The following is a 21751-nucleotide window of genomic DNA, read 5'->3' on the forward strand; positions in this document are numbered from 1 at the left end:
CTCCCCAAAGCTTACTTTGAACGTTTATAAAAAGGTGTTGAAACCACTTTTGCTTTTAAGCGTTTTTTTCGAACCTGCACTTCCACTTCTTGACCAAGCTCTGAATACTCTGCTGCTAATAACGCTAAACCGATGTTTTTCTTTAGTGTAGGTGACTGTGTACCTGTTGTCACAAACCCAATTTGCTCTTCACCTGCAAATACTTCATAACCGTGTCTTGGTATACCTTTATCAATCATTTCGATTCCTACTAACTTACGAGGTGCCCCGCTTTCACGCTGTTCTTTTAGCACTTCTTTTCCAATAAAGCTTTCTTTGTTCGTTTTTACCGCAAATCCAATCCGAGCTTCAATTGGTGTAATATCTTTTGAGAGCTCTTGACCATATAAAGCCAAAGTAGCTTCAAAACGAAGCGTATCGCGTGCTCCTAATCCGCAAGGCAACACACCGTCAGCACTGCCTGCTTCTAAAATAGCCGTCCACAAGTGAGAGGCGTCAGCTGAAGAACAGTAAATTTCAAACCCATCTTCTCCTGTATATCCTGTGCGTGAAACAAGGGCTTTTACATTCGCTACTTCTACATCATCAGCAAATGTAAATGGCTTTAGCAAAGATACGTTTTCGTTCGTTAAAGTTTGTAGAACTTTTTCTGCTAAAGGACCTTGTAAAGCTAGCTGCGCAATTTCATCAGATTGATTAATGAGCGTTACATCTCCTTGTTTGTGAGATGCTAACCACTCATAGTCTTTTTGAATATTAGCAGCATTTACGACTAGCAAATACTCTTGATCTGCTTTTTTGTAAATCAGCAAATCATCTACCGTGCCTCCGTCTTCATAACACATAGCCGTATACTGCGCTTTTCCATCTACAAGGGTAGAAACGTCATTTGTCATCGTATGCTGAAGAAAAGCTAAGCTATCAGCTCCTGTTACAAGAATTTCTCCCATATGAGAGACATCAAAAAGACCTGCCTTTGTACGTACAGCTTCATGCTCTTCTTTAATAGAAGAAAATTGAACTGGAAGAGCCCAGCCGCCAAAATCAATTGTTTTGGCACCATATTTTTGATAGGTATCATAAAGCGGCGTTTTGTGTAATTCTGTTGTCATATTCATGTCCTCCTCTTTTTCACGTGAAACTTTTCATAACGGGGAGTTTTCAAATAGTGTGGGGATCACTATGTAGCCAAACAAAAAAGGACAGAAAACTCCCTACTATATTTAGTAGGAAGTCTCTGTCCTTTTCACCTGAAAGTTTACCTATAAACAAATAGGTTTGCCTCGTGGGTGGTCTATAAACGCATAGACACTCTCCAGAGCTGCGTCAAACAAGAGTCTTTTTGCCTGAGAGATTCACAATTTTATTGCTTGCTCCTTCGGCGCTACATTCAAGTAGTCTCTCCCCGTGTCGTCATTCGCTTCTATAAAGTTGGTAAAGTTGGGCATACTACTGAAAGATGTATCTACCTTTATTCACACAATCATTTGTAAAGTGCTAATCTATTTTCTTTTTAAAATTTTCTAAATATATTTTTATCCTACCTGATTCTTATCATTTGTTCAATAAAAATTTTTTACAAAGGAGCATTTTTATTATGAAAGTGAAATTAAACATTGATGAAACATGGGAAGCAGCCTTCTCAACTAAATTGGAGCAAGATGGACCTTGGTCTGCATGGGATTTGTATAAACTTGCCTACGAAATAGAAGATCAAACGCTTATCTCAGAATTTGAAGGATTACAAAGTCCAAAACACCTAGCTGATTTAACGCCGCTTCCTCATCAGCTCGAAGTGGCCAAACAAGTAGTGGAAACAATGAATGGGAAAGCTATTTTAGCAGATGAAGTAGGACTTGGAAAAACGATTGAAGCAGGGTTAATTTTGAAGGAATATATGATTCGTGGACTTGTTAAAAAAGTTCTCATTTTAGTTCCAGCTTCGCTTGTTTCACAATGGGCGATGGAATTGAATCAAAAATTTTATATTCCTGCAGTCCCTCAAAGAAAATCATACGTGTGGGATCAGTGTGACATTGTTGTGTCTTCTATTGATACGGCTAAACGTTCCCCTCACCGAGAAATTGTACTGGAACAAGATTACGACCTCATCATCATTGATGAAGCTCATAAACTCAAAAACAACAAAACAAAAAACTATGAATTTGTTCAAAGCCTGAAGAAGAAATTTTGTCTGTTGCTAACCGCAACACCCATTCAAAATCGAATTGAAGAGATTTTTAACTTAGTCTCTCTTTTAAAGCCTGGACATCTCGGCAATAAAGACTATTTTGAAGAGCTATTTTCTGCTAAAAAACGCTCTTTACAAAACGATGAACACTTAAAAGAACTTGTTAACAAAGTTATGATTCGAAATCGCCGCCATGATACAGGGATTGAATGGACGAAGCGAATTGTTCAAACCATTCCTGTCGAATTCTCACCAAAAGAACGCGAACTATACGATGCGATTACGTCTTTCAAAGGAAACGGGATACACTCTTCAAGCGCTTTTTCAATTTTAACCCTGCAGCGAGAGGCCTGCAGCAGCCGTGAAGCTGTGTATATGACATTAAAAAACATGCTGGAACGTCAAGAAGATCAAAACAGCCCATTAACGGAACATATGATTACTCCATTAATGGAATTACTTCAGCAAGTGCCGCAAAATGCAAAAGCAGAAAAAGTACTGGAACTCGTTCAAAAAATTGATGACAAAGTTATTATTTTCACTGAGTATAGAGCAACTCAGCTGTATTTACAGTGGTATTTAAAACAACACGGAATTACGTCTGTACCGTTTAGAGGAGGATTTAAGCGAGGTAAAAAAGACTGGATGAAGCAGCTTTTTGAAAGTCACGCGCAGGTATTTATTGCGACTGAAGCGGGCGGAGAAGGAATCAACCTTCAGTTTTGTCATCATATCATTAACTATGATTTACCATGGAATCCAATGCGTCTAGAACAGCGAATTGGAAGGGTACATCGTTTAGGCCAAAAACATGATGTTCATATTTACAATTTAGCGATTCAACATACGGTCGAAGAACATATTTTAAAATTGTTGTACGAAAAAATAAATCTTTTTGAACGAGTCGTTGGAGAATTGGACGATATTTTAACAAAGCTTGATTTAAAAAATATTGAAGAGCATATTCAAGATATTTTATTTCATTCTCGGAGTGAAGGAGAAATGAAAATTAAAATGGAGAATTTAACATCTATTATTCAATATGAAGACAGCGAGGAGGATCAGCATGCAGCAAACTGATATTCATCAATTTTTAAAACGTTATTTTCTAGCTAATAATTGTTCTATTGTCACGGAAACGCCGTCTTATCTGACGGTTCAATTAACGATCGAACTCGACAAAGAATTGATGAATCGTCCATTTTATTGGCATTATATTGAAAAGACGGGCGGAGAAGCAAATCCCGCTTCGCTCACTTTCATTACAGACCCAACGTTTGAAGACGATTCTGTTCAAGGAGAACGAATTCATTTTGGTTCACCTAGACTGCACCAAATTTTCGCGTCTACTCAAAAGTTAGGCGGTTTTATTCACTTGTATGAACAAGTTGCATCAGCTCAACCAACCAACCAGCCTTTACACCCGTGGCTTGCGTTAAATATTAAAGTCTCGTACAAATGCGATCGTAAAAAAGACGAGCTTTTGTCGCTTGGTATTAATTTAATCAACGGACAAATTGTAGAATCATTTCATGAATTAATCATTAATCAAAATTTGTCGTCTAAAATCTCAGACTATTGCTTTACCCTCTCACCTTTTATTAAACCGAAAAGTGCAATTGCACGACTCACATCATATGTAACTGACTATGTTAAAGCTCAGCCAACTGAATGGGCGGAAAAAGCGCAGGAGAGATGGTATGAAGACCTAGCACTTCTCGATCACTTTTACGAAACGGCAGAAGAGCTGCCAGAAATATATATGACCGAAAAAACAGCCCTTCAAGAACTGTACGAACCAACTATATTATTTAAATTTATAAACGGCGGCTTATTCTACATATCGCCCGAAACAATGTCTCGTCAATTTAACAAAACACAAGCGGGTTAAGAAAAAAAGATGAGCATATCATATGCTCATCTTTCTTTTTTCTTTCGATACCACAGCATAAACGACAGCGGAATCATTCCAAACCATCTGTTTGCAAAAGGTGCTCGCTCTTCTTTCTTTTGAATCTTTTTCGTTTTCCTCTCTTCTTTCGGCTGATCCATATATTGAACAAATTGCTGAGTCATATATTTTACATAATCATTCGTTTTCATATAATCATCTCCTCAGCACTATTATATCCGGAGAGAAAGAGACTTAATCCGTCCACTTCACAATGTTTTGATCCTTTTTTTGAATATATGCCATTTCCGTCAATGCTCTTCCTTGCAATGTTTGGCATCTTATTGTAAGGATAATCATTTGTTCATCTTCGCTTACTACTTCGTACGAAACGGTACCCGTTTCTAATATTAAAGGTGCAGATGGAGGTTTATTATGTTCTTTTATTTCTTTTTTCACATGTACGACCGCATTTTCTAAAAGATGCTGCAGATGATTTTTCTGTTCTACTTCTTGATAAAATGAACTTTTCGTCACAAAATATGTGGTTTGCTGAGCTACTAACAAAAGAAAAAGCGCACAAAATGCCAAAATAACCGGTAGAATAAATCCTTGCTCGTTATGTTTCATAAGCAAGCATCAAAAACGTCGTAATGGTTTCTTCTCTGACTTTGTTAACACCGTCTGTTGAACGAATCAGCAGCCTTTCCTTTTGCTGTTCATACATAATACTCTTAATATGCTGTAGCACAACTTCATGGCCGCTTTCATCCACCCTTCTTCTTACCTTGTCTTCGTATCGTTCATAGGTGATGATCTGATTATTTTCCATTTTCAAAGTAAGAGTACTCGCATGAATTTTCACTTCTTTTGCTTCTCGATATTCCATAGCAAGTTGATTTATAAAAATTTCCCACTCCATTTCATTCATACTAAAGTCTGGATTATATGTTTGCTTAGCTAGAGGAATGATAATGGGCAAAAACGAAACAATGATTAAAAAAAGAGTAAAACTGACTAACATTTCCACAAGCGTAAAGCCTTTTTCACTTTTCACTTTAACATCACATCACACTTCTTTTTCATTTTCTCAGCGGAATCTATCCATTCTACACAAAGCTTTTGAGTACTCTCTCCGTTCCATTTCAAATAAAACGCAACGTTTTCTTTTACGATTTTTCCCCGCTGTTTATATCCTTCTTCATATTTATATTTCAATAGCTCTTCGTGTAAGATGGCATCAGCTTGATACGAAACATATTGCTTTTTTTCTGCTTCTTTCATCTGAACATACAAAGGAATAATTGTGACGGTTAGAAGTAAAAGCATGCTAAATGAAACAAGCATTTCTAACAGCGTATAGCCCCCTTGACGCTTACATCTTGTCCACATAAAAACGCCCTCTACCTATCTGAAAAGTGACTTTGTATTTAAATTTTTGATTATTAATAAAAATGGTCTTTGCTTGAGAAATATTGCCGTTTTTGTTGTATTGTATCGTGGAATTTCCGCTTCCAAACGTGATATGAATGGTAGAGTCATACGTACGCTTATAAAGAACGGCGCGAGAATCAGAAATAATATATTCTGTTCCCTTCGGTGCGAAGCTAATTTTAATGGGAGATTCTCGGTTCATGGCTGTCTGCTGCGCATAAAACGTGTCGCTTTGCAGCTGTCGCAAAAATAACGTGATCTTGTAATATTCCACAAGAGGACGAATGGTTACGATAACGGAAAACATCATCACTTGCACAATAAATAAAACCATCAGCATTTCAATGAGGGTAAATCCTTTTTGCTTAGGAAGAACCACTGGCTGTAACCTTTCCGCTACCGTCAATTTGAATAGCTTGACCATTTGGACACACGGTGCCTTCTTTTAAGTAACCTCCTGCCTCAAGCTCTTCGAGGCTTGGTGTTTCACCGTTTTCAAGTTCATATACTTGTACCTCAGCCTCTACAGTTTTAACAAGAGCCGAGCAGCCTTTGTTGTTAATAACAGTATTATGCTTTAATACATTTGGAATCATGATGAGCAAAAGCACGGTAACAACAAGCATAACAATTAGCATTTCAATAAGGGTAAATCCTTTATCACCTTTTAAAATCATATTCTTTCACCTTTCTACAAGCTCGACATCACTTCTAACATCGGAAGCATAACAGACATATACATAAGCAGAATGACAATTCCGATAAATAAAAATGTAAGCGGCTGTACGTATTTTAAAATACGAAAAATAAATTGTTCCATTCTTTCCATCATAAATAGACTGTAATCATACAGCTCTTGAGAAAGCTCACCGTTCTGCTGTCCGTGCACAATAACTTGAGCCAAGTCTTTTTCATAATGAGATTTAGCTGAGATGATATGATCTAATCGCATTCCTGAGGAAAGTTGATCTGTAAAAGCAAAAGCTTCTACTTGAAAAAATGGATGATGCTCTTGCTTTTGAAAAAGAGCAAAACATTCATAAATAGATAAACCACCGTTTAATAAATTGCTCATATGAACAGAAAAAAAATACGAGTTAAATAGTCTTGTAAATGTTCGGATAACGGGAACTCTCATAAAAAGCTGCATTTGGACTACTGGAGGCAAATTTTTGATATAAAGCACATAAAACAAATAAAGGAGGATGGGCATACTGATGACTACAGGTAACACAAAGGGAAAGAGCGACATCGTCTGCATAAATAGGAGGATAAACGAAGACTGCTTGTTGCCAAAAGATAAATATAGAGCTTCAAACTGTGGAAGCAGAACCGTACTTAACACAAATAAAATCGACATAATAAACAGGAGTAGCAATACGGGATATTGAACAAGCTTTTGAAATTTCTTACGATGTCTTACTTTTTCTTCAATCATTGAGCTGCTTTCTTTTAAAGCAAATTGAAGATTTCCATGCTGTTCCGCAAAATATAAATAGCTTAAAATATCACGGTGAAACTGAAGTTTAACAAAAGCATCGTGTAAAGATTCTCCTCGCTTTAACTGTTCAAGACATTTTTCAATATCCGTTTTTGCGTTTTTAGATACTTGAAACGTCAAAAACGAAAGAGCTTGAGAAAGCGTGTAGCCTTTTTCTAAAAGCTTAGAGACCTGCTTAAGAATTTTTGCTTGCTGAGCAAGAGACCACTTTTTTTGTCTGTTTGTCTTTATCCCCATCCGTCTAACGAATGCGGATATAAATAGCCCAGCGCAATTCCTTTCAAAATAACATCTCGGAGCGTTTTATAATCATAATCCGCATTTTCTCCTTTCACTTCTCTCATCACTGCGCTAAGCTCCTTGCCGTAAAGCAATTCATATATGCTGGACTGACGATACTGCCTCATTTTTTTACACACAGGGTGGCATTTTCCGGGACACAGCGGACAGCGAATTTCTACAAGGCGCTGCGCGGCTACTGCTACAAGAGTCTGTTCCATTTCTTGAAAGCTAACGCCAAACTCAAGCAGCCTTTGCAAAGAGCCTTTTGTATCTTTAGTATGCATCGTTGTCAAAACCAAGTGCCCGGTAAGCGCTGCTCTCACAGCAATTTTGGCAGTCTCACTATCCCTTATTTCTCCCACCATGATAATGTCTGGGTCATGGCGCAGTATGGCTTTTAAACCAGTTGTATACGTAATCCCTGCACGTTCATTTACCTGAACTTGAAGCACGGTTTCACTTGGTTTTTCAATAGGATCTTCTAGTGTAATGATATTTCGATTAAAAAGGTGTTTTACTTCGTGTAAAAGAGTATATAAAGTAGTGGTTTTACCCGAACCTGTAGGACCGGTAAAAATAATCAATCCATGAGAGAATTTCAAAAGAGAAATAAGTTTTTTAGTATGTTCAGGAAAAAGAGATAAATGTTTGAGAGATGTAGATTGTTGATGAGGTAAAAGCCTAATAACAAGACTTTCATCATGAGAAGTAGGAAGAGTTGATAAACGCAGATTTACTTGATAGTGATCAACGGAAGTGGTCAAGGCACCGTTTTGAGGTTTTCTTCGCTCGCCAATATCCATTCCTCCTAAAAATTTAAAATGCGAAATGAGCCGTTCAGACATTTCCTTTGAAATAACTCTTTTTAAAATAAGCTCCTGGTCAATTCGCAGCTGAATCACAGCGTCTTTCTTTCGTGGAACAATATGCACATCAGAACTTCGGCACTCACATGCATCTCGTATAACGTAAGTAGCAAACTGTTCAATTTCGGTCAAACGATCATCGCTCCTTTATTTGTAATAAAGATGATTGTTAAAACATCTTGAAACAGTAATTTCGACCTTTTTCGAGATTTCCCTCCTTCTTTTTTCATTTTTTATAAATTTTTTAGCATACGTTTCTTTTCTTCGCTTCAATCCTTGTACATAGTGTATAACTTCTGTACACATCTAAACGATGGCATAAAAAAAGACAACGTGATATAACTACTACGCTGTCGTGTTATTCGGTATTTACTAAATTAAGCTTCTTCCTCATGTACGCTTACACAACTAGAGACGCAAGACTTGTTTTCTTCTTGACCAAATTTTTAAGAGCGGATTCGTTATAACCTACTACAAGCTTTTTACCATCTGTTAAAATTGGTCGGCGAAGCAAACGAGGATGCTCAATTAATAGATTGACCACTTCTGATAAGGTCATGCTGTCTACATCAACATTTAACTTTTTATATTCTTGGCTTCTTTTAGCAAGAAGTTCATCTATACCTTCTGTTGTCATGGAAAGAAGTTCAAGCATTTCTTTATGAGTAGGTGTTTCTCTAAATAAATGACGCTCTTTAAAATTTACATCCTCCTTCACTAACCACTTTTTCGTTTTACGACAAGATGTACAGCTCGGGTACGTATAAAATTTAATTTCTTCCATATGAAGCCCTCCCGTTTTTTAGTTATAGTTTGTTTATATACATTGTACACGTTTTGTATAACTATTGTATAGAACTTTGCACACGTTTTGTATAACTTTTTTTCTTCTGTCGTATTTCAAGGAAAAGATAGCGTTTTCAGGAAAGAAAGGATGTATTATAATGGAAAAGTATCGATATAGTTTCATAAGTGCTTCCTAGTGCTTATACAACAATGACATTCATCATGACACTAACTAAGTTTGATAAAGGAGGAAATGGACGTGGAACGAATGTACCGTGTAATGGGGTTCTGGACAGCAATTTTTACTGTAATGTTTTACCTCGGTCACATGCATAAGACTTCTTTACTCTTTTTAGCTCAAACAGGCTTTTTTGTAATTCTTAGTTATTTAAAGCTGTCTGAAAGAATGTACATTTACGTTTTCGGAGCATATTTGACCATCTTTTTTGTGGGGTTCACGTACTGGTCAACTTTTATGATGACACCAGGACAGTAAAGAGAAAAGCGATGGGCTTCCATCGCTTTTTTTATTCTTAAAAACCATTTAGAAAAGGATTTTGATCCATTTCGTGTCCCACAGTTGTTTCAGGTCCGTGACCGCTTAGTACAAGTGTATCTTCTGGAAGAGACAGCAATTTCGATTCGATGCTTTCTAACAGCTGAGCTTGGTCACCTCCAGGTAAATCCGTGCGTCCGATGCCGCCTGCAAAAAGCGCGTCGCCAGATACTACAAAGTTACCCGGTTTGAAATAATATGAAACGCTCCCAGGAGAATGACCAGGCGTTTCATAAACCTCAAATTGGAATGAACCGATTGTTAATTTTCCTTCCGATGAAATAATATCGGTTGCATCTGGAGCTGTAATTTCTCCTAAATCAAAAAATTTCGAACCGTTTAAATCGCTATTATGAAGCCATTCTTTTTCGTTTTTATGTACATAAAGCGGGATAGAGTAGTGATTCATCATCTCGTTTACTCCTCCAATGTGATCAAAATGAGCGTGTGTCAGCAAAATAGCTAATGGTTTATACGTTTGTTTTTCTAGAAATTCAACAAGCTGTTTTCCCTGAGCTCCCGGATCAAAAATTAAACATTCTTTTTTTTCGTTAGCAACCACGTAACAATTCGTTTGAATAGGTCCTAGCGGTATACGATGATAGTTCATAATGTGTCCTCCTTGTAAAATTTATTTCCGTTATATGCATTATCATACACACATCATCTTATAAATGAAAGTAAGGACCTTTTTAAGCAAAACAAGCGGAAGAAAGATTTGTTTTCATCTCGACAAATGGTTAGAAAAGTTTTACAATTAGAGGGATAAGCTAATGATAGCGCTTTAATTTTAAGTTACCTAAAGGAGGTTTCTTCGAGTGGGTCTTATGATTATTTTTGCACTAACAACATTGCTAGGCGTATTTGCAGCTATTTCATCTTTTAGAAATAAAAACATATTAGGCGTTGGTTTTTCGGTATTAACATTCGGTGTATTCGGATGGTTTACCGTAATGACAATTATACATCACGGCTATCCGGCGGTACATCATTAAAAAAGCCATGCAAAGCAGATGCTTTGCATGGCTTTTTAAGTAGATAGATAATTCATAGCTGCAAGTAAAATAGCCTTAGTTGGATTATATACGCGCGATATTTGAGATAAAGGCAGCGGATTAATTCCTTTACCCAGTTCTAACGTGAACCCCAGCTTTTTCTTTTTCAAAATAAACCAATCCTTAAATCCTGCGTGACTGTCGATCGTTTTGACTGCTTTATAACCGCTTACCCTTTCGAAATAGCTGGCTATTTCCTCTGCTTCCTTCGGCTCTTCATTCATATACCCCCAATAAAATTCTTCTCCTTGGGTATGTAAAGCAATCACACAATCAAAATCATGACGCTCAACAAGTTTGACCATTGCCTGCGCTTCAGGTTCAGAGAGAGATTGATAGCCCGGAAAGTCACGATAATGCGGAGCTTTAGGTTCTTTACGTTTTTTTTCAATTTCCCAATAAGCTGGAAACTGATTGTTTAAGTCCACCCCTCGGATATTTGCTTTCCAACTTTGAAAATCTGGAAAATCTCTTCCTATTTTAGAAAGAAAAGATGCATAGGGTTCGCTTACAGAAGGACCTTTTAAAACCAGATCTACTCCGTCTGGGTTAACAACTGGAACCGCAGAAAGCGTAATTTGATTAAAAAGGGCTCTTGCATCTTGGCCAGATAGCGCCTGATCATAGTGAAGAGCAGCTAAGCAATCTTCCATAAACTGCAGAAGAACATTCGTCGTAATCCATTCATTGGCATGAAAAGACGCGTTAACATGAACCTTTCGCTCTCCGTTTCCAATTAAAATATGAGGAATCGGCTTTCCAAGCACGCTGCACCCTATCCATTCAAGAGAACCATAGGGGTAGTAAGTCAAAAGCGTTTGTATATCTTTTATTGTTCGAATGTAATCGTATGGCTTTTGGATATCTACAACTCGCATAATCTTCACTCCTTTACACTATGTATATGTAAGGATTGAAAAGATGCATGATAAAAAAGCGCTTTGACATTTAGTCAAAGCGCTTTTTTATCTCAGTTAGATTCTTGCTTATTATTCAAAATAAGATTTAACTAACCAAGCTCCTCCAATAATTCCCGCATCGTTTCCTAAAGTAGCAATTGCTAGTTCAGCACCTTGCGCTACGCGAGGAAATGCAAAACGTTGGAAATAATCTCTTACCGGTGCAAGTAATACCTCGCCTGCACGAGACACACCACCGCCTAGAACGATTTTCTCAGGGTTTAATGCATTAGCAGAGTTTGCTAGTGCTAGACCTAAATGAAAGGCAACTTTGTCTACTACATGCATAGCTAACTCGTCTTTTGAACGAGCTGCATCAAATACATCTTTAGATGTGACTTGTCCATTTTGCTCTAACACTGTGCGAAGCTCACTTGATTTGTCCGTTTCCGTTAATTCTTCCATTGTTAAACGGACAATTCCAGTTGCTGAAGCAATTGTTTCTAAACAGCCGGTTTTGCCGCAGTTACACGGCGCTCCGCCTTCAGGAATAGAAGTAATATGCCCAATTTCACCAGCAGCTCCATTTACGCCTTGTACAATTTCACCGTTTGCAATAACACCGCCGCCAACACCTGTACCAAGCGTAACGCAAAGCAAATCTTTCGCTCCGTCTCCAGCACCTTTCCACATTTCTCCGATCGCTGCAATGTTTGCATCATTGTCTACTACAACAGGAAGAGAAGTTTCTACTTCCAAGATATCTTTTATAGGGAATTTTTCCCATCCTAAATTGACAGCTACTTCAATCGAACCGTTTGCAAAGTTGACAGGGCCCGGTGCACCAATACCAATTCCCACTAACCTTGATTTTACTTCTCCAAGATCGTTTAACTTTTTATCAATTGCTTTTGCAATATCCGTTGGAATTTTACGGCCTTGCTCGCTCACATCCGTATTAATTTCCCACTTGTGAATGATTTCTCCATAATGATTAATAAAGGCCATTTTTATTGTTGTACCGCCTAAATCAACTCCAACTAACCATTTGTCATCCATGTTCATTCATCCTTTTTCTCTTTTTGTTGTTTTAACTCTCGACGAAGCAAAAGAATTGCCATTTGGTAATCACGTACATCAATCAAATTAGACTGATATAGCTCCTTCACTTCTGCTTCCATCAGCTCCAAATCAGCAATACGATCGCCCACGTATATAAAAATGCCGAAGGACTTTAATAATTGTTGTACATCATATAATGTATTCATTCTGTCACCTTTATCCTATTTTCTAGGTGATATGATTCATTTATTTTGAGATAACTCAACAGTCATTCAGTCATAAACAGCGGCCGTATTTAACGCCCACTGCTAGGTCTACATATTAATATTCTAGTAAACGTTCTCACAATAGTAAAGTATAAAATATTAAATTCGTCATTCCATAATTTTATTTTGTAGCTGTTGCTTCAGCTTTTCATATTTTTCATTTTGCGGTTCAAGCGCAGTCGCTTTATCTATGTTTTGTGTGGCCGCTTGAATATCATTCAGTTTCATATTCACCAGAGCTAAATTGTAATACGCCTGATGAAAAGTTGAATCATACTTTACAGCCTGCTTCAATTGCTGTTTAGCTTCTTTATAATTTTCAAGATAAAATTCTGCGTTAGCACTGACGAAATATATTTTACTGTTTCCTGTCCCTTTTTCAATAAAAAGCTTAATGGCGTCTTTTGCTTCTTCATACTCCTTCTGCTGAAGATACGTAGCGGCTATGCGGAGTGCGTAGGGCTCATCTTGATAAATAGAACGCTCATGATATCCATAAAAAAGCAGACTTCCTACTAATAACAGCGTACAAATGAAAGCCGGAATTTGAATATACAGCTTTTTTTGTTTCGGTAAACTGACAATGCTCGCAGCCAAAAATCCGCCAACCAAACCACCAATATGCCCTGCATTATCGACGTTCGGCGCAACAAACCCAAAAATCAAGTTAATTACAATGATAACAATGAAACTGGACCCCATTGTTCGAAAAAAGAAGCGCGGATTTGTTCTTGCTAAAAATAATAAAGCTCCAAAGCAACCAAAAATGGCACCTGAGGCCCCTGCCGAAATAGACGTATTCCATATAAAACTTCCTAGAGATCCTGCAAACCCCGCAAATATATAAATAAATATAAAACGCCCACTGCCATATATCCTCTCCACAAGCGTTCCTAGGTAATACAGGGCTACACTATTCATAAGCAAATGCAGAAGTCCTATATGTAAAATCATAGGTGTGAAAAAACGCCACCATTCACCTTCCATAATTAAGGGATTGTATTTAGCTCCGTATTGAATCAGAGTAAGCGTATCGTGTGTGCTGCTCTTCCACTCCAGAAATAGAAACATTAGGATTTGCAGCGCTAAAAACATATATGTAAAAATAGGTTTCCCATACCCGGCTATTTGTTGTTCTTTGCTTTGTTTTTTCCGCACAAAGAGCACAATTTCATTTTTCCACTGTTCTATTCGCTGCGCTTCTTCTTCAGAAGAGAAATTGTCTGCGCTTTCTAATGTAAGACCCAGCTGTTCGAATAGAGGTTCATAAGCACTTGCGTTCTCTGCTGTTAGTTGTTCAACGTAGCTATTCACTTTAGACGGACTTTGTGCACTTTCTAAGGACTGCTCTGTATAAAAAGGATCAAAATCAGCAAAGTAAATCGTGTCAAGAGTAAGCGTTGATTTACCGCTCTGCTTTCGCACATTCTCGGCTCTTTGCAATGCATATAATACATCTTTTTGCTGCTCAACGGCTGATTTAAAATTTCGGCGGACTATGCGGACAATTGACTTACCTTTACGATGCGGAGATTGAAACCATAACTCTGAAGCATCAGCTTTCATTGAAATCAACTCATATGAAGAATGGCCAAGCAATTGCTGTGCCAGCTGCAAATAATAAAAATCTTGCCTAGACAAATAGTCACCTCCTCATACTCTCTATATGTAAAGATGGCAGAAAGCCAGGAAAAAAGCAACGATTTTCCCTTTTTCTCTTTCTACAAAAAAACACCTTACAGGCTTGTAAGGTGTTTTTTATGTATCTTTCGCTCTCAGCGGAAGACCTGCTTCATTAAACGATCCCGAACAAACGGCAAATTAAAAAATGAACGAACAGCTAGACTGCGGATAAACGAATTTCCAAATAGCGAATTTAAAACACGGTATCTCATTTGGTAGCCCAGCGTTCCAACGACTAAAAGCGTAAGTACTAATACAATATGTCTCATTTTCAAGCCTCCTTACGTTTACTTTGCTCCTATGACGAACATTTTATGCTCTTATATAGGTAAAAGCATGATAAGGATTCCGCCTGTAAATGCAGCAAGTAAAATAGAAGCAAGGTTCACAACATCATTGTTAAAAAAAGTTATGCCTTTCTCTTTTATCGTCGGTTTGCTGCAATGATCTTTCCGTTCCGTTTCAATACCACAGCTTTGACAGCGAAAACGAACTTGCACACTTGCTCCAAGAAGGGTGTCTATAGCGTTTCCAATAAAACCAAAGCATCCGACTAGCAATATACCACTGAGCGTTATGGATGGAAAAGCAAAATAACAAGCGATTGCAATAAGAAAAGCTCCCGCTGCTCCCGCTGCTGTGCCTAACAGCGAAACGGCTCCTGAGGTACCCGCTTCCACTCTCTTTAACGTCCAAATGTAAAACGGCGGCCTCTTACTAAGAGACCCTATTTCAGATGCCCACGTGTCGGCGTTAGCAGCGGAAATACTAATCATAAACATCCATATGCAAACAGGCAAAGCTGTTGCAGCATATAACAAACCGCAAGCAGCGGCTACACCTCCGTTAGCAAGGACCTGAATATAATCTCGTCTGTCGTGCTTTTCTAACTTTTCTTCTAATACACGTTTTTTTTCTTTTTTGTACTTACTGCACAATGTAGAAGTACTAAAAAATAAGAGTAAGAGTAAAAATCCTTGAAGCGAAAAACCGATATAAACGCTCGCTCCTACGATAAAAGACATGCAGGCTCCCGATACAGTCAGTGCTTTTGCTATGTAGCCTGCTCCTGCCATGAGTAATATTACGATGATCATGACAACATCAAACAGATTCACAGCAAATAAGCTCCTTCTCTGTCAAAATATACTCAACGGGAATATCGTGAGATTCATATGGAACCTCTGAAACGACTTGACAATCAAATGCAAGGCTTAGCTTATGTCCGGTATAGTTTGTTAAATAACGATCGTAATAGCCGCCTCCATATCCGATTCGATATCCATTTTTACTATATACCACACCAGGAACCAAGAGTAAATCAATCGAAGATTTTGAGACAGGAACAGTTTCCTCAACAATTGGCTCGGCTAAGCCGTAGTACACTGTTTCAAGCTGTGAAAAATTCGTAATCTCGTAGAAAATCATTTGAGATGTTGTGGGGTTGCATTTTGGAACAGCTACTTTCTTTCCATCTTTCCAAGCACGTTCAATGATAGCTTTCGTATTAACTTCTTTATTTCTTGAAACCGTAACTGCAACGACTCTAGCTTCTTTCCATAACCAAGTTTCATACAGTGCATTTGCTATGCTCGTTGAATGTGCTTCGTGCTGCTCTTCAGAAATTAAATTAAGAACACGCTTCATCTCTTTGCGCAGATGAGATTTCATTTTAATTCCCCCTATAAAAAAAACAGCAGGATTGTACTCCTACTGCTTACTTTGTTTCACGATGAAGTGTAACTTTTTTAAGTCTTGGGCTGTATTTTTTTAACTCAAGACGATCTGGGTTATTACGCTTGTTTTTAGTTGTAATGTAATTACGGTCACCAGTTTCAGTGCAAGCTAATGTAACGTTTACGCGCATCTATTTTCCCTCCAAACATTATAAACATAAATCAGACTTTAATATAATATCATTTTTCCAAAAGAAATGCCAGTCTGTTTTTTTGAAGAAAGTCATTTAATTTCATTTCGTCACTTTTTCTTTCTTCTTAGAACCTTGAGCCCCTTCTCTACTACGCTTGTATATAGATGAGGTTTCTTGAAATAAACATAGCTCTCTTTATGAGAGGTGGACTTCCTTTCTTTTATATAAAAACCATTATTTACACTCTTTGATACTCTTGTATTTTTTCCACAAAATATGCCGACAGCTTCTTTGCAGTCTGAGTGTTTAACGCCTCTGAATAGATATTTAATACGGGCAAGTGACCATCTGGCAAAATAAGCGTCCATTCATGAGGATCATGGTAAATTTTTAAGCCATCAATTACATACACTTGTTTACCAATTGCCTCTTCTAATAACTTCTTCATTACTTGGTCTTGGATTTCTAGCGGACATGAAATATAGCGCCAGTTCATATAGGCGTGCGGGACATATTGAATCATTTCAGAAATTCTACGCTGTTGCATCATAATTAATTCTATTAACTGACATAAAGCATACATGGCATCTAACTGAAATTGAATAGGACCCAAAAGACTCAGCAAATCACGTTTTTTTGCTTTTGTCCTCATAAATGATTGATTGAGAGATTGAGCAAATGTTTCTAGGGTGGATGAATAGTGTATAGGAATAGGAACGAATGCTACTTTTTTTGTCATGTATACGCTATAAATATAAAGCGACATAATTTCTGAATCATTTACACTGCAGCCTTTTTCATCATATAGAGCAAATGTTTCTCCATCTTCTTTAATTTGAATACAAAAAGACAGCTTATTTTTTTTAATTATTCGTTTGATTTCCTCTGTTTTCTCCCTTTTGTTTAAAAACAAAACATGGACCCGAAGACGCTTACACAATAGTTCGACAACTTCCTGTATAAACGGCGAACAAATTACACCAATTCGCATACTATCTGCTAATAAAACATGCTGATTAATTGATTTTACTAAAGCCTCAGAATATTCTTCACGAATATTGCGTATATTAGCTTCTTTACATGGAACAGAAGCCTTTATATCTGTTTTTTTAGTTTGAAGGTAAGTTCTCTCAATCTTTTTTTCAATGAGCTGATTAACTAATTGCCCTTCCTTATCATATATTTCTAAAAATAATCCGCTGTTTTTGGTATCAACACCGATATAAATACCAATGCTCGTTTGTGAAGTCATCATATAATATCGAAACACTGGGAGAGCTTCTTTTTCTATATCATACACAGCTGAATGCTTACTTCGTAAAAAAGAAAAGCATTCTTTACGAAGCTGAATAGCTGCTCCTTTATCATCGCTTGCTAGACAGAACGAACCGTGATGTTTGCATACAAGTAATAAAGCATAGTATAGCCTTTCTCGATCAATGGATGAATGTACATACAGCCGACCGTTCTTGAAGATAGAAGCATCTGTTTTTACAGAAAGTTGAGGCAGCACTTGATTTTCAGCTACTGTATCTTGGACATACGTAGTCATTGCTTGAACATTTACATAGGGACCTATCGTAGCGTTGTATAAAAACGATTCTTCCCCTACCGTTACATTTTGAAGCAAAATTGTTTTATCGATTGCAGCATGTGCTTCTATGAGGCTATTGGTTCCGATAATCGTGTAAGGACCAATTGAAGCACCTTTTTTAACCACAACATTTTCTCCTACGTAAACAGGATCGTAAATAGTCACCCCTTCTTCTATAAGGGCGTCACCTGAGACAATACTTTTTTGCCTATTGCCAAACCACTTACTCCATAAATCATAGTGTGCTTGACGATAGTGGTGGATTTGCCCAATATCAATCCAATAATCCTCCGTTACAAAACTACATACAATATGGTTATATTCCAAAAGAAGTGGAATAATGTCAAAGCTAAAGTCTGTGGGACCATAAGAATTCACGTAATCAAGAACGGATTTTTTGATCACATACACTCCCGTATTAATCAATCGGCTATTGGCCTGTTCGTAGGTCGGTTTCTCTACAAATCCTGTGACTCGATGCCCTTCATCTACCGTCACCACTCCATAGCCACGCACGTCGTTTACTTCTTTTGTAACAATGGTCATTTCACTTTTTCGTTCATAGTGAAAATGAATAACGTCTTGAAGATTAATTTCCGTTAAGGCGTCTCCACTAATAATAATACAATCTTCCTCAATAAAGGCTTCTGCTCGCTTAATTCCACCCGCTGTTCCAAGAGGCTCTTTTTCGATAAAATAGGTAAGCGTTACTCCCCACTGAGAGCCATCTCCGAAATATTCGATGATTTGCTCATGCCTATACTGCAGCGTAATCCCAATCTCTGTAATTCCATGTTCCTTAAGCAGTTCAATACTATATTCCATCACAGGCTTATCATAAAGCGGCAGCATAGGCTTTGGGATAGCATAGGTCAAGGGCTGCAGTCTTGTTCCTTTACCGCCAGCAAGTATAATGGCTTTCACTTTTTTGCCTCCCTTCTTTTTTTATCCTGGCAAATGTGATGTTGAAACAGCTTACTTGTATCAATAGCGATTTTTTCCCAGCTAAACATAGTTGTTGCTTTTCTATACCCACTTTCGCTGATTTTCGCAGCTATTTTTTCATTTTTTAACAAAAATTCAATACAGTTGATTAATTCGTTCGTATCTCCTCGAGCAAAAGTCAGACCCGTGTCGAAATTTGAAATAATATCGCTTAGACCTCCTGTGTCGGCAACGATAGTTGGTTTCTTAGCTACCATTCCCTCTAAAGCCACAATACCAAAAGGTTCATATAGACTTGGAAAAACAACCATTTTACAAGCTTGAAGAAGCTGGTTTCGTTCGTTATCCGTAATGTACCCAATAAAATACACGTATTGGTCTAATTGCTTTTCACTTACCTGTTTTCGAAACTCATGAAGTAAAGGCCCTTTTCCTGCCACGACAAATTGAACATCTACTTGTTGCTGCTTAAATATTTCCGCTGCTTCAATAAAGAGCTGAAATCCTTTTTCATATACAATTCGTCCAATCGAAAAAATAATAGGGGCCTTTCTAAAATTATATTTCTTTTGTAAACTTTCTTTCAATCGCTCGTTGACTGCATCAACTACCAGCTGCTTGTCAATTCCATTTGGAAATACAGCAATTTTATCTTCTTCTACATGAAACAACTTGATTAATTCTTTCTTCATATAATCACTGCAGACAATAATTGAGCTTGACTGTTGAATCAGCTCCTCTTCTTGTGCGTGAATTTTCTGCTGCATATCGTTATGAATACCATTATTTCGCCCGTGTTCTGTCGCGTGAATGGTTGTAATTAACGGTCTATCGGTGTTATCCGCTAAACATTTTGCTGCGGATGCAACAAGCCAGTCATGAGCATGAATAACATCAAAAGACAGCTTGTAGCCTAGCTGCATTCCTCTAAGAGCCATTGCCATATTCAAACTGTTCACCCATGTCAAAAAATCTGGATGATGGGGCTGCAGGCTTTTCACTCGGTAAACGTGAACATCGTATAAGCGCTCATATTCCGGCAGCCCCTCTACATACGTTGTTAATACACTAACGTGATGGCCCGCCTTTGCTAAGGCTCTGGATAAATCAAATACATGGCGTGCAAGTCCTCCTATAACTAGCGGAGGGAATTCCCATGCAAGCATTAAAATGGAGAGACCACCTTTATACTGATTTAGTGGTAAAGCCGCCGGATCTATCTCTTTTATAGGGTGTAAAAAAGAACTCTCTAGAAGGAAACTGTTTTCACTATCCATAATTGAATCTTCTTCGTGACAAAGAAAATCAAACAGCTTTACTTGCCTTTTGTATTCATCTCTCAACTCTTCAAATCTATAAAGCCAATCGCTGCTACTTAAAATGAGCCACTGTCGGTAGATGGCATTCACGATACGGGGATTTTTAGAATCGATAACGTCTAGCATTGCCTCTGACTTCTGTACGCTTGAAATAAACAATTGGTTGTTTTCACTGACAAATTCAGCGCTTTTTGTTGCACCGTAGAGTGCAAGAGTTTCATTTTGGTGAAACGGTATATCCCTTACGTAATCTAGAGGATATTGAAATGTACCGCTTGCTGCTTGCATTCGCTGAAAGCCAAGCGATTTCTCTGCTTTCAAATCTAAAAAAGCACTCGCCTTATTTATTGTCCCTTCCTCAACTTGTTTGCCTTGCTTAGGATATGGAAACAAGATAATGCCAGCAGGCGACTTTTTTAGTTCATCTGTTGCTGACTTCACAAATGTGTAGCGAATTTCATGAGATTTCAGCAGCATATCTACTTGATGAGTGTATTCTCCTTGCTGTATAAAAAAACCAGCGGGCTTTTTTTCAAAAAACTGTTGAAAAACACGTATTGCTTCTGTAATTTGGAGATTTATCGTTCGTTCGGTTTTAAGAATGGAAACAAACGCGTTCGTTACGGTAGTAGGAATACATTCCATCATGTCATGCTGAAAGAAATATTTGCAGGCTGAGAACAAGCTCTCGTCCCACTTTGTTAAAAAAGAGAGTGCTCTCTGATGCTGCAGGCTTGAAAATTGTTGTAAATATCGAGCGTAACGAGTATTAAACTCCTCGTCATTTAATACATTCAAAAGCACAGAAGACATCACCGCTGTTGGGCCTATCAACTTCTTAGACTCAATTTGATCTAAAAAAGGAATCAATTCGTGCGTTATTTGCTCAAACAGAAGATACTCGCTCTCTGCCTGAATTATGTGCAGCAACGGATAATGCATATAAGTTAAAAGAATACAGTCATCACTACTCATATTGCTTCTTCACCTGCTCCAAGTCATTTGAATATAAGGAATATGTGCTAAATTCATTTTGAACACCCTGGTGAATTTTTACAGGTTCGTACATCCAACCTAGCGAATTTACATTCACTTGTTCATGTTTTTCTTTCATTAAATAAACCGGATTCGAACGAAGAAGGGAAAAAAAGCTTTCTTCTTTATCTTGAACGCCAATATCCATTACATACGTACGCTCACTTTCCAAGCTACCCATAAACATGAAGTCTTGCTGAGAGGCCAGACGATTCATATAATAGCGATTTGATTCATGGCCGTTAAAATGAAGACCTGTTATATCATACGTACACATAGCTAGATTCAATTCTCCCCATCGTGTCGAAAACATACTTTCTACCATCTCTCGAATATGCTCTGAAAACGACCAGTGAACATAAATACGAGATGAGTCAATTTGAGTAGCTATACACACATTTACGTTTTGAATAAGATTAGCAGCCACTGTTTTATCACTTCGTTTCTTATATTTTTTTTAACATACAAGCGCCGTATAAACTTATTAACATCTTACCATTCAGAAAAAGTTGCCAC

The 21751-nt window shown here is 37.7% G+C and carries 26 protein-coding genes and 1 riboswitch; of the genes, 4 read left to right on the top strand and 22 right to left on the bottom strand.

Features of this window, described 5'->3' with window-relative positions:
- Positions 1–11: 11 nt before the first annotated feature.
- A complete protein-coding gene (gene gcvT / locus ACLHDF_RS06730; protein ID WP_413918134.1) occupies positions 12–1112 on the bottom strand; it encodes a glycine cleavage system aminomethyltransferase GcvT in 1101 nt (366 codons plus the stop codon).
- A 212-nt stretch (positions 1113–1324) separates the two neighbouring features.
- A riboswitch (glycine riboswitch) is annotated at positions 1325–1417 on the bottom strand.
- Positions 1418–1597: 180 nt separating this feature from the next.
- On the opposite strand from gcvT, the gene ACLHDF_RS06735 reads away from it, so the two are divergent.
- Both ACLHDF_RS06735 and ACLHDF_RS06740 read left to right on the top strand, forming a co-directional pair.
- Positions 1598–3271 carry a DEAD/DEAH box helicase gene (locus ACLHDF_RS06735; protein WP_413918135.1) on the top strand — a complete coding sequence of 558 codons (1674 nt, stop codon included), beginning with the start codon at positions 1598–1600 and terminating at the stop codon, positions 3269–3271.
- Entirely contained in the window at positions 3258–4082 is an 825-nt protein-coding gene (locus tag ACLHDF_RS06740; protein WP_413918136.1) for a YqhG family protein, read from the top strand. The genes ACLHDF_RS06735 and ACLHDF_RS06740 overlap by 14 nt, the downstream gene beginning before the upstream one ends.
- Before the next feature lie 26 nt (positions 4083–4108).
- On the opposite strand, the gene ACLHDF_RS06745 is transcribed toward ACLHDF_RS06740, so the two are convergent.
- The 9 genes from ACLHDF_RS06745 to ACLHDF_RS06785 all read right to left on the bottom strand — a co-directional run bounded on the left by ACLHDF_RS06745 (position 4109) and on the right by ACLHDF_RS06785 (position 8949).
- Positions 4109–4294: a YqzE family protein gene (locus ACLHDF_RS06745; RefSeq protein WP_013059170.1), complete on the bottom strand. Its 186-nt coding sequence runs from the start codon at positions 4292–4294 to the stop codon at positions 4109–4111.
- 43 nt (positions 4295–4337) lie between these two features.
- The gene (comGG, locus tag ACLHDF_RS06750) at positions 4338–4712 is read right to left on the bottom strand and encodes a competence type IV pilus minor pilin ComGG (RefSeq protein ID WP_413918137.1); all 375 of its coding nucleotides are present in this window, start codon (positions 4710–4712) and stop codon (positions 4338–4340) included.
- On the bottom strand, positions 4702–5139 hold the full coding sequence (gene comGF, locus ACLHDF_RS06755; protein ID WP_413918138.1) for a competence type IV pilus minor pilin ComGF: 438 nt from the start codon (positions 5137–5139) through the stop codon (positions 4702–4704). Before comGF ends, comGG begins: the two co-directional genes overlap by 11 nt.
- Positions 5136–5474: a prepilin-type N-terminal cleavage/methylation domain-containing protein gene (locus ACLHDF_RS06760; RefSeq protein WP_413918139.1), complete on the bottom strand. Its 339-nt coding sequence runs from the start codon at positions 5472–5474 to the stop codon at positions 5136–5138. Before ACLHDF_RS06760 ends, comGF begins: the two co-directional genes overlap by 4 nt.
- Entirely contained in the window at positions 5458–5940 is a 483-nt protein-coding gene (comGD, locus tag ACLHDF_RS06765; RefSeq protein ID WP_413918140.1) for a competence type IV pilus minor pilin ComGD, read from the bottom strand. The genes ACLHDF_RS06760 and comGD overlap by 17 nt, the downstream gene beginning before the upstream one ends.
- Positions 5882–6193: a competence type IV pilus major pilin ComGC gene (gene comGC, locus ACLHDF_RS06770; protein WP_413918141.1), complete on the bottom strand. Its 312-nt coding sequence runs from the start codon at positions 6191–6193 to the stop codon at positions 5882–5884. Before comGC ends, comGD begins: the two co-directional genes overlap by 59 nt.
- A 14-nt stretch (positions 6194–6207) precedes the next feature.
- Positions 6208–7254 (bottom strand): competence type IV pilus assembly protein ComGB, encoded by a 1047-nt coding sequence (gene comGB / locus ACLHDF_RS06775; protein ID WP_413918142.1) that lies wholly within the window; start codon positions 7252–7254, stop codon positions 6208–6210.
- A complete protein-coding gene (gene comGA, locus ACLHDF_RS06780; protein ID WP_413918143.1) occupies positions 7245–8297 on the bottom strand; it encodes a competence type IV pilus ATPase ComGA in 1053 nt (350 codons plus the stop codon). Before comGA ends, comGB begins: the two co-directional genes overlap by 10 nt.
- 268 nt (positions 8298–8565) lie before the next feature.
- A complete protein-coding gene (locus ACLHDF_RS06785) occupies positions 8566–8949 on the bottom strand; it encodes a Spx/MgsR family RNA polymerase-binding regulatory protein (RefSeq protein WP_413918144.1) in 384 nt (127 codons plus the stop codon).
- Between the two features lie 261 nt (positions 8950–9210).
- Between ACLHDF_RS06785 and ACLHDF_RS06790 the strand changes: the two genes are divergently transcribed.
- Positions 9211–9447 carry a DUF2626 domain-containing protein gene (locus ACLHDF_RS06790; RefSeq protein ID WP_071270640.1) on the top strand — a complete coding sequence of 79 codons (237 nt, stop codon included), beginning with the start codon at positions 9211–9213 and terminating at the stop codon, positions 9445–9447.
- Between the two features lie 37 nt (positions 9448–9484).
- Here ACLHDF_RS06790 and ACLHDF_RS06795 read toward each other — a convergent pair whose 3' ends face one another.
- Positions 9485–10117 (bottom strand): MBL fold metallo-hydrolase, encoded by a 633-nt coding sequence (locus ACLHDF_RS06795; protein ID WP_413918145.1) that lies wholly within the window; start codon positions 10115–10117, stop codon positions 9485–9487.
- A gap of 208 nt (positions 10118–10325) precedes the next feature.
- On the opposite strand from ACLHDF_RS06795, the gene ACLHDF_RS06800 reads away from it, so the two are divergent.
- The gene (locus ACLHDF_RS06800) at positions 10326–10502 is read left to right on the top strand and encodes a DUF2759 domain-containing protein (protein WP_413918146.1); all 177 of its coding nucleotides are present in this window, start codon (positions 10326–10328) and stop codon (positions 10500–10502) included.
- A gap of 35 nt (positions 10503–10537) precedes the next feature.
- Here ACLHDF_RS06800 and ACLHDF_RS06805 read toward each other — a convergent pair whose 3' ends face one another.
- From ACLHDF_RS06805 to ACLHDF_RS06855, 11 genes are all read right to left on the bottom strand, one after another.
- On the bottom strand, positions 10538–11440 hold the full coding sequence (locus ACLHDF_RS06805; RefSeq protein WP_413918147.1) for a M14 family metallocarboxypeptidase: 903 nt from the start codon (positions 11438–11440) through the stop codon (positions 10538–10540).
- Positions 11441–11551: 111 nt separating this feature from the next.
- Positions 11552–12520 carry an ROK family glucokinase gene (locus ACLHDF_RS06810; RefSeq protein WP_413918148.1) on the bottom strand — a complete coding sequence of 323 codons (969 nt, stop codon included), beginning with the start codon at positions 12518–12520 and terminating at the stop codon, positions 11552–11554.
- Between the two features lie 2 nt (positions 12521–12522).
- A complete protein-coding gene (locus ACLHDF_RS06815) occupies positions 12523–12729 on the bottom strand; it encodes a YqgQ family protein (RefSeq protein WP_013059184.1) in 207 nt (68 codons plus the stop codon).
- A 168-nt stretch (positions 12730–12897) separates the two neighbouring features.
- Positions 12898–14430, bottom strand: coding sequence for a rhomboid family intramembrane serine protease (locus ACLHDF_RS06820; protein WP_413918149.1), 1533 nt, complete (start codon positions 14428–14430; stop codon positions 12898–12900).
- A gap of 134 nt (positions 14431–14564) precedes the next feature.
- Complete coding sequence (locus ACLHDF_RS06825; RefSeq protein WP_013059186.1) at positions 14565–14741, bottom strand: hypothetical protein; 177 nt, start codon at positions 14739–14741, stop codon at positions 14565–14567.
- A 51-nt stretch (positions 14742–14792) separates the two neighbouring features.
- Positions 14793–15590: a DUF92 domain-containing protein gene (locus tag ACLHDF_RS06830; protein WP_413918150.1), complete on the bottom strand. Its 798-nt coding sequence runs from the start codon at positions 15588–15590 to the stop codon at positions 14793–14795.
- Entirely contained in the window at positions 15577–16143 is a 567-nt protein-coding gene (locus ACLHDF_RS06835; protein ID WP_413918151.1) for a 5-formyltetrahydrofolate cyclo-ligase, read from the bottom strand. Before ACLHDF_RS06835 ends, ACLHDF_RS06830 begins: the two co-directional genes overlap by 14 nt.
- A 46-nt stretch (positions 16144–16189) precedes the next feature.
- The gene (rpmG, locus tag ACLHDF_RS06840; protein WP_013059189.1) at positions 16190–16339 is read right to left on the bottom strand and encodes a 50S ribosomal protein L33; all 150 of its coding nucleotides are present in this window, start codon (positions 16337–16339) and stop codon (positions 16190–16192) included.
- Positions 16340–16580: 241 nt separating this feature from the next.
- On the bottom strand, positions 16581–18860 hold the full coding sequence (locus ACLHDF_RS06845) for a sugar phosphate nucleotidyltransferase (RefSeq protein ID WP_413918152.1): 2280 nt from the start codon (positions 18858–18860) through the stop codon (positions 16581–16583).
- The gene (locus ACLHDF_RS06850; protein ID WP_413918153.1) at positions 18857–21175 is read right to left on the bottom strand and encodes a glycosyltransferase; all 2319 of its coding nucleotides are present in this window, start codon (positions 21173–21175) and stop codon (positions 18857–18859) included. The genes ACLHDF_RS06845 and ACLHDF_RS06850 overlap by 4 nt, the downstream gene beginning before the upstream one ends.
- Positions 21168–21662 carry a DUF4912 domain-containing protein gene (locus ACLHDF_RS06855; protein WP_413918154.1) on the bottom strand — a complete coding sequence of 165 codons (495 nt, stop codon included), beginning with the start codon at positions 21660–21662 and terminating at the stop codon, positions 21168–21170. Before ACLHDF_RS06855 ends, ACLHDF_RS06850 begins: the two co-directional genes overlap by 8 nt.
- Between the last annotated feature and the right edge of the window lie 89 nt (positions 21663–21751).

Origin of the sequence: Priestia megaterium, assembly GCF_046599315.1 — a bacterium.
GTDB classification, from domain to species: Bacteria; Bacillota; Bacilli; order Bacillales; family Bacillaceae_H; genus Priestia; species Priestia megaterium_F.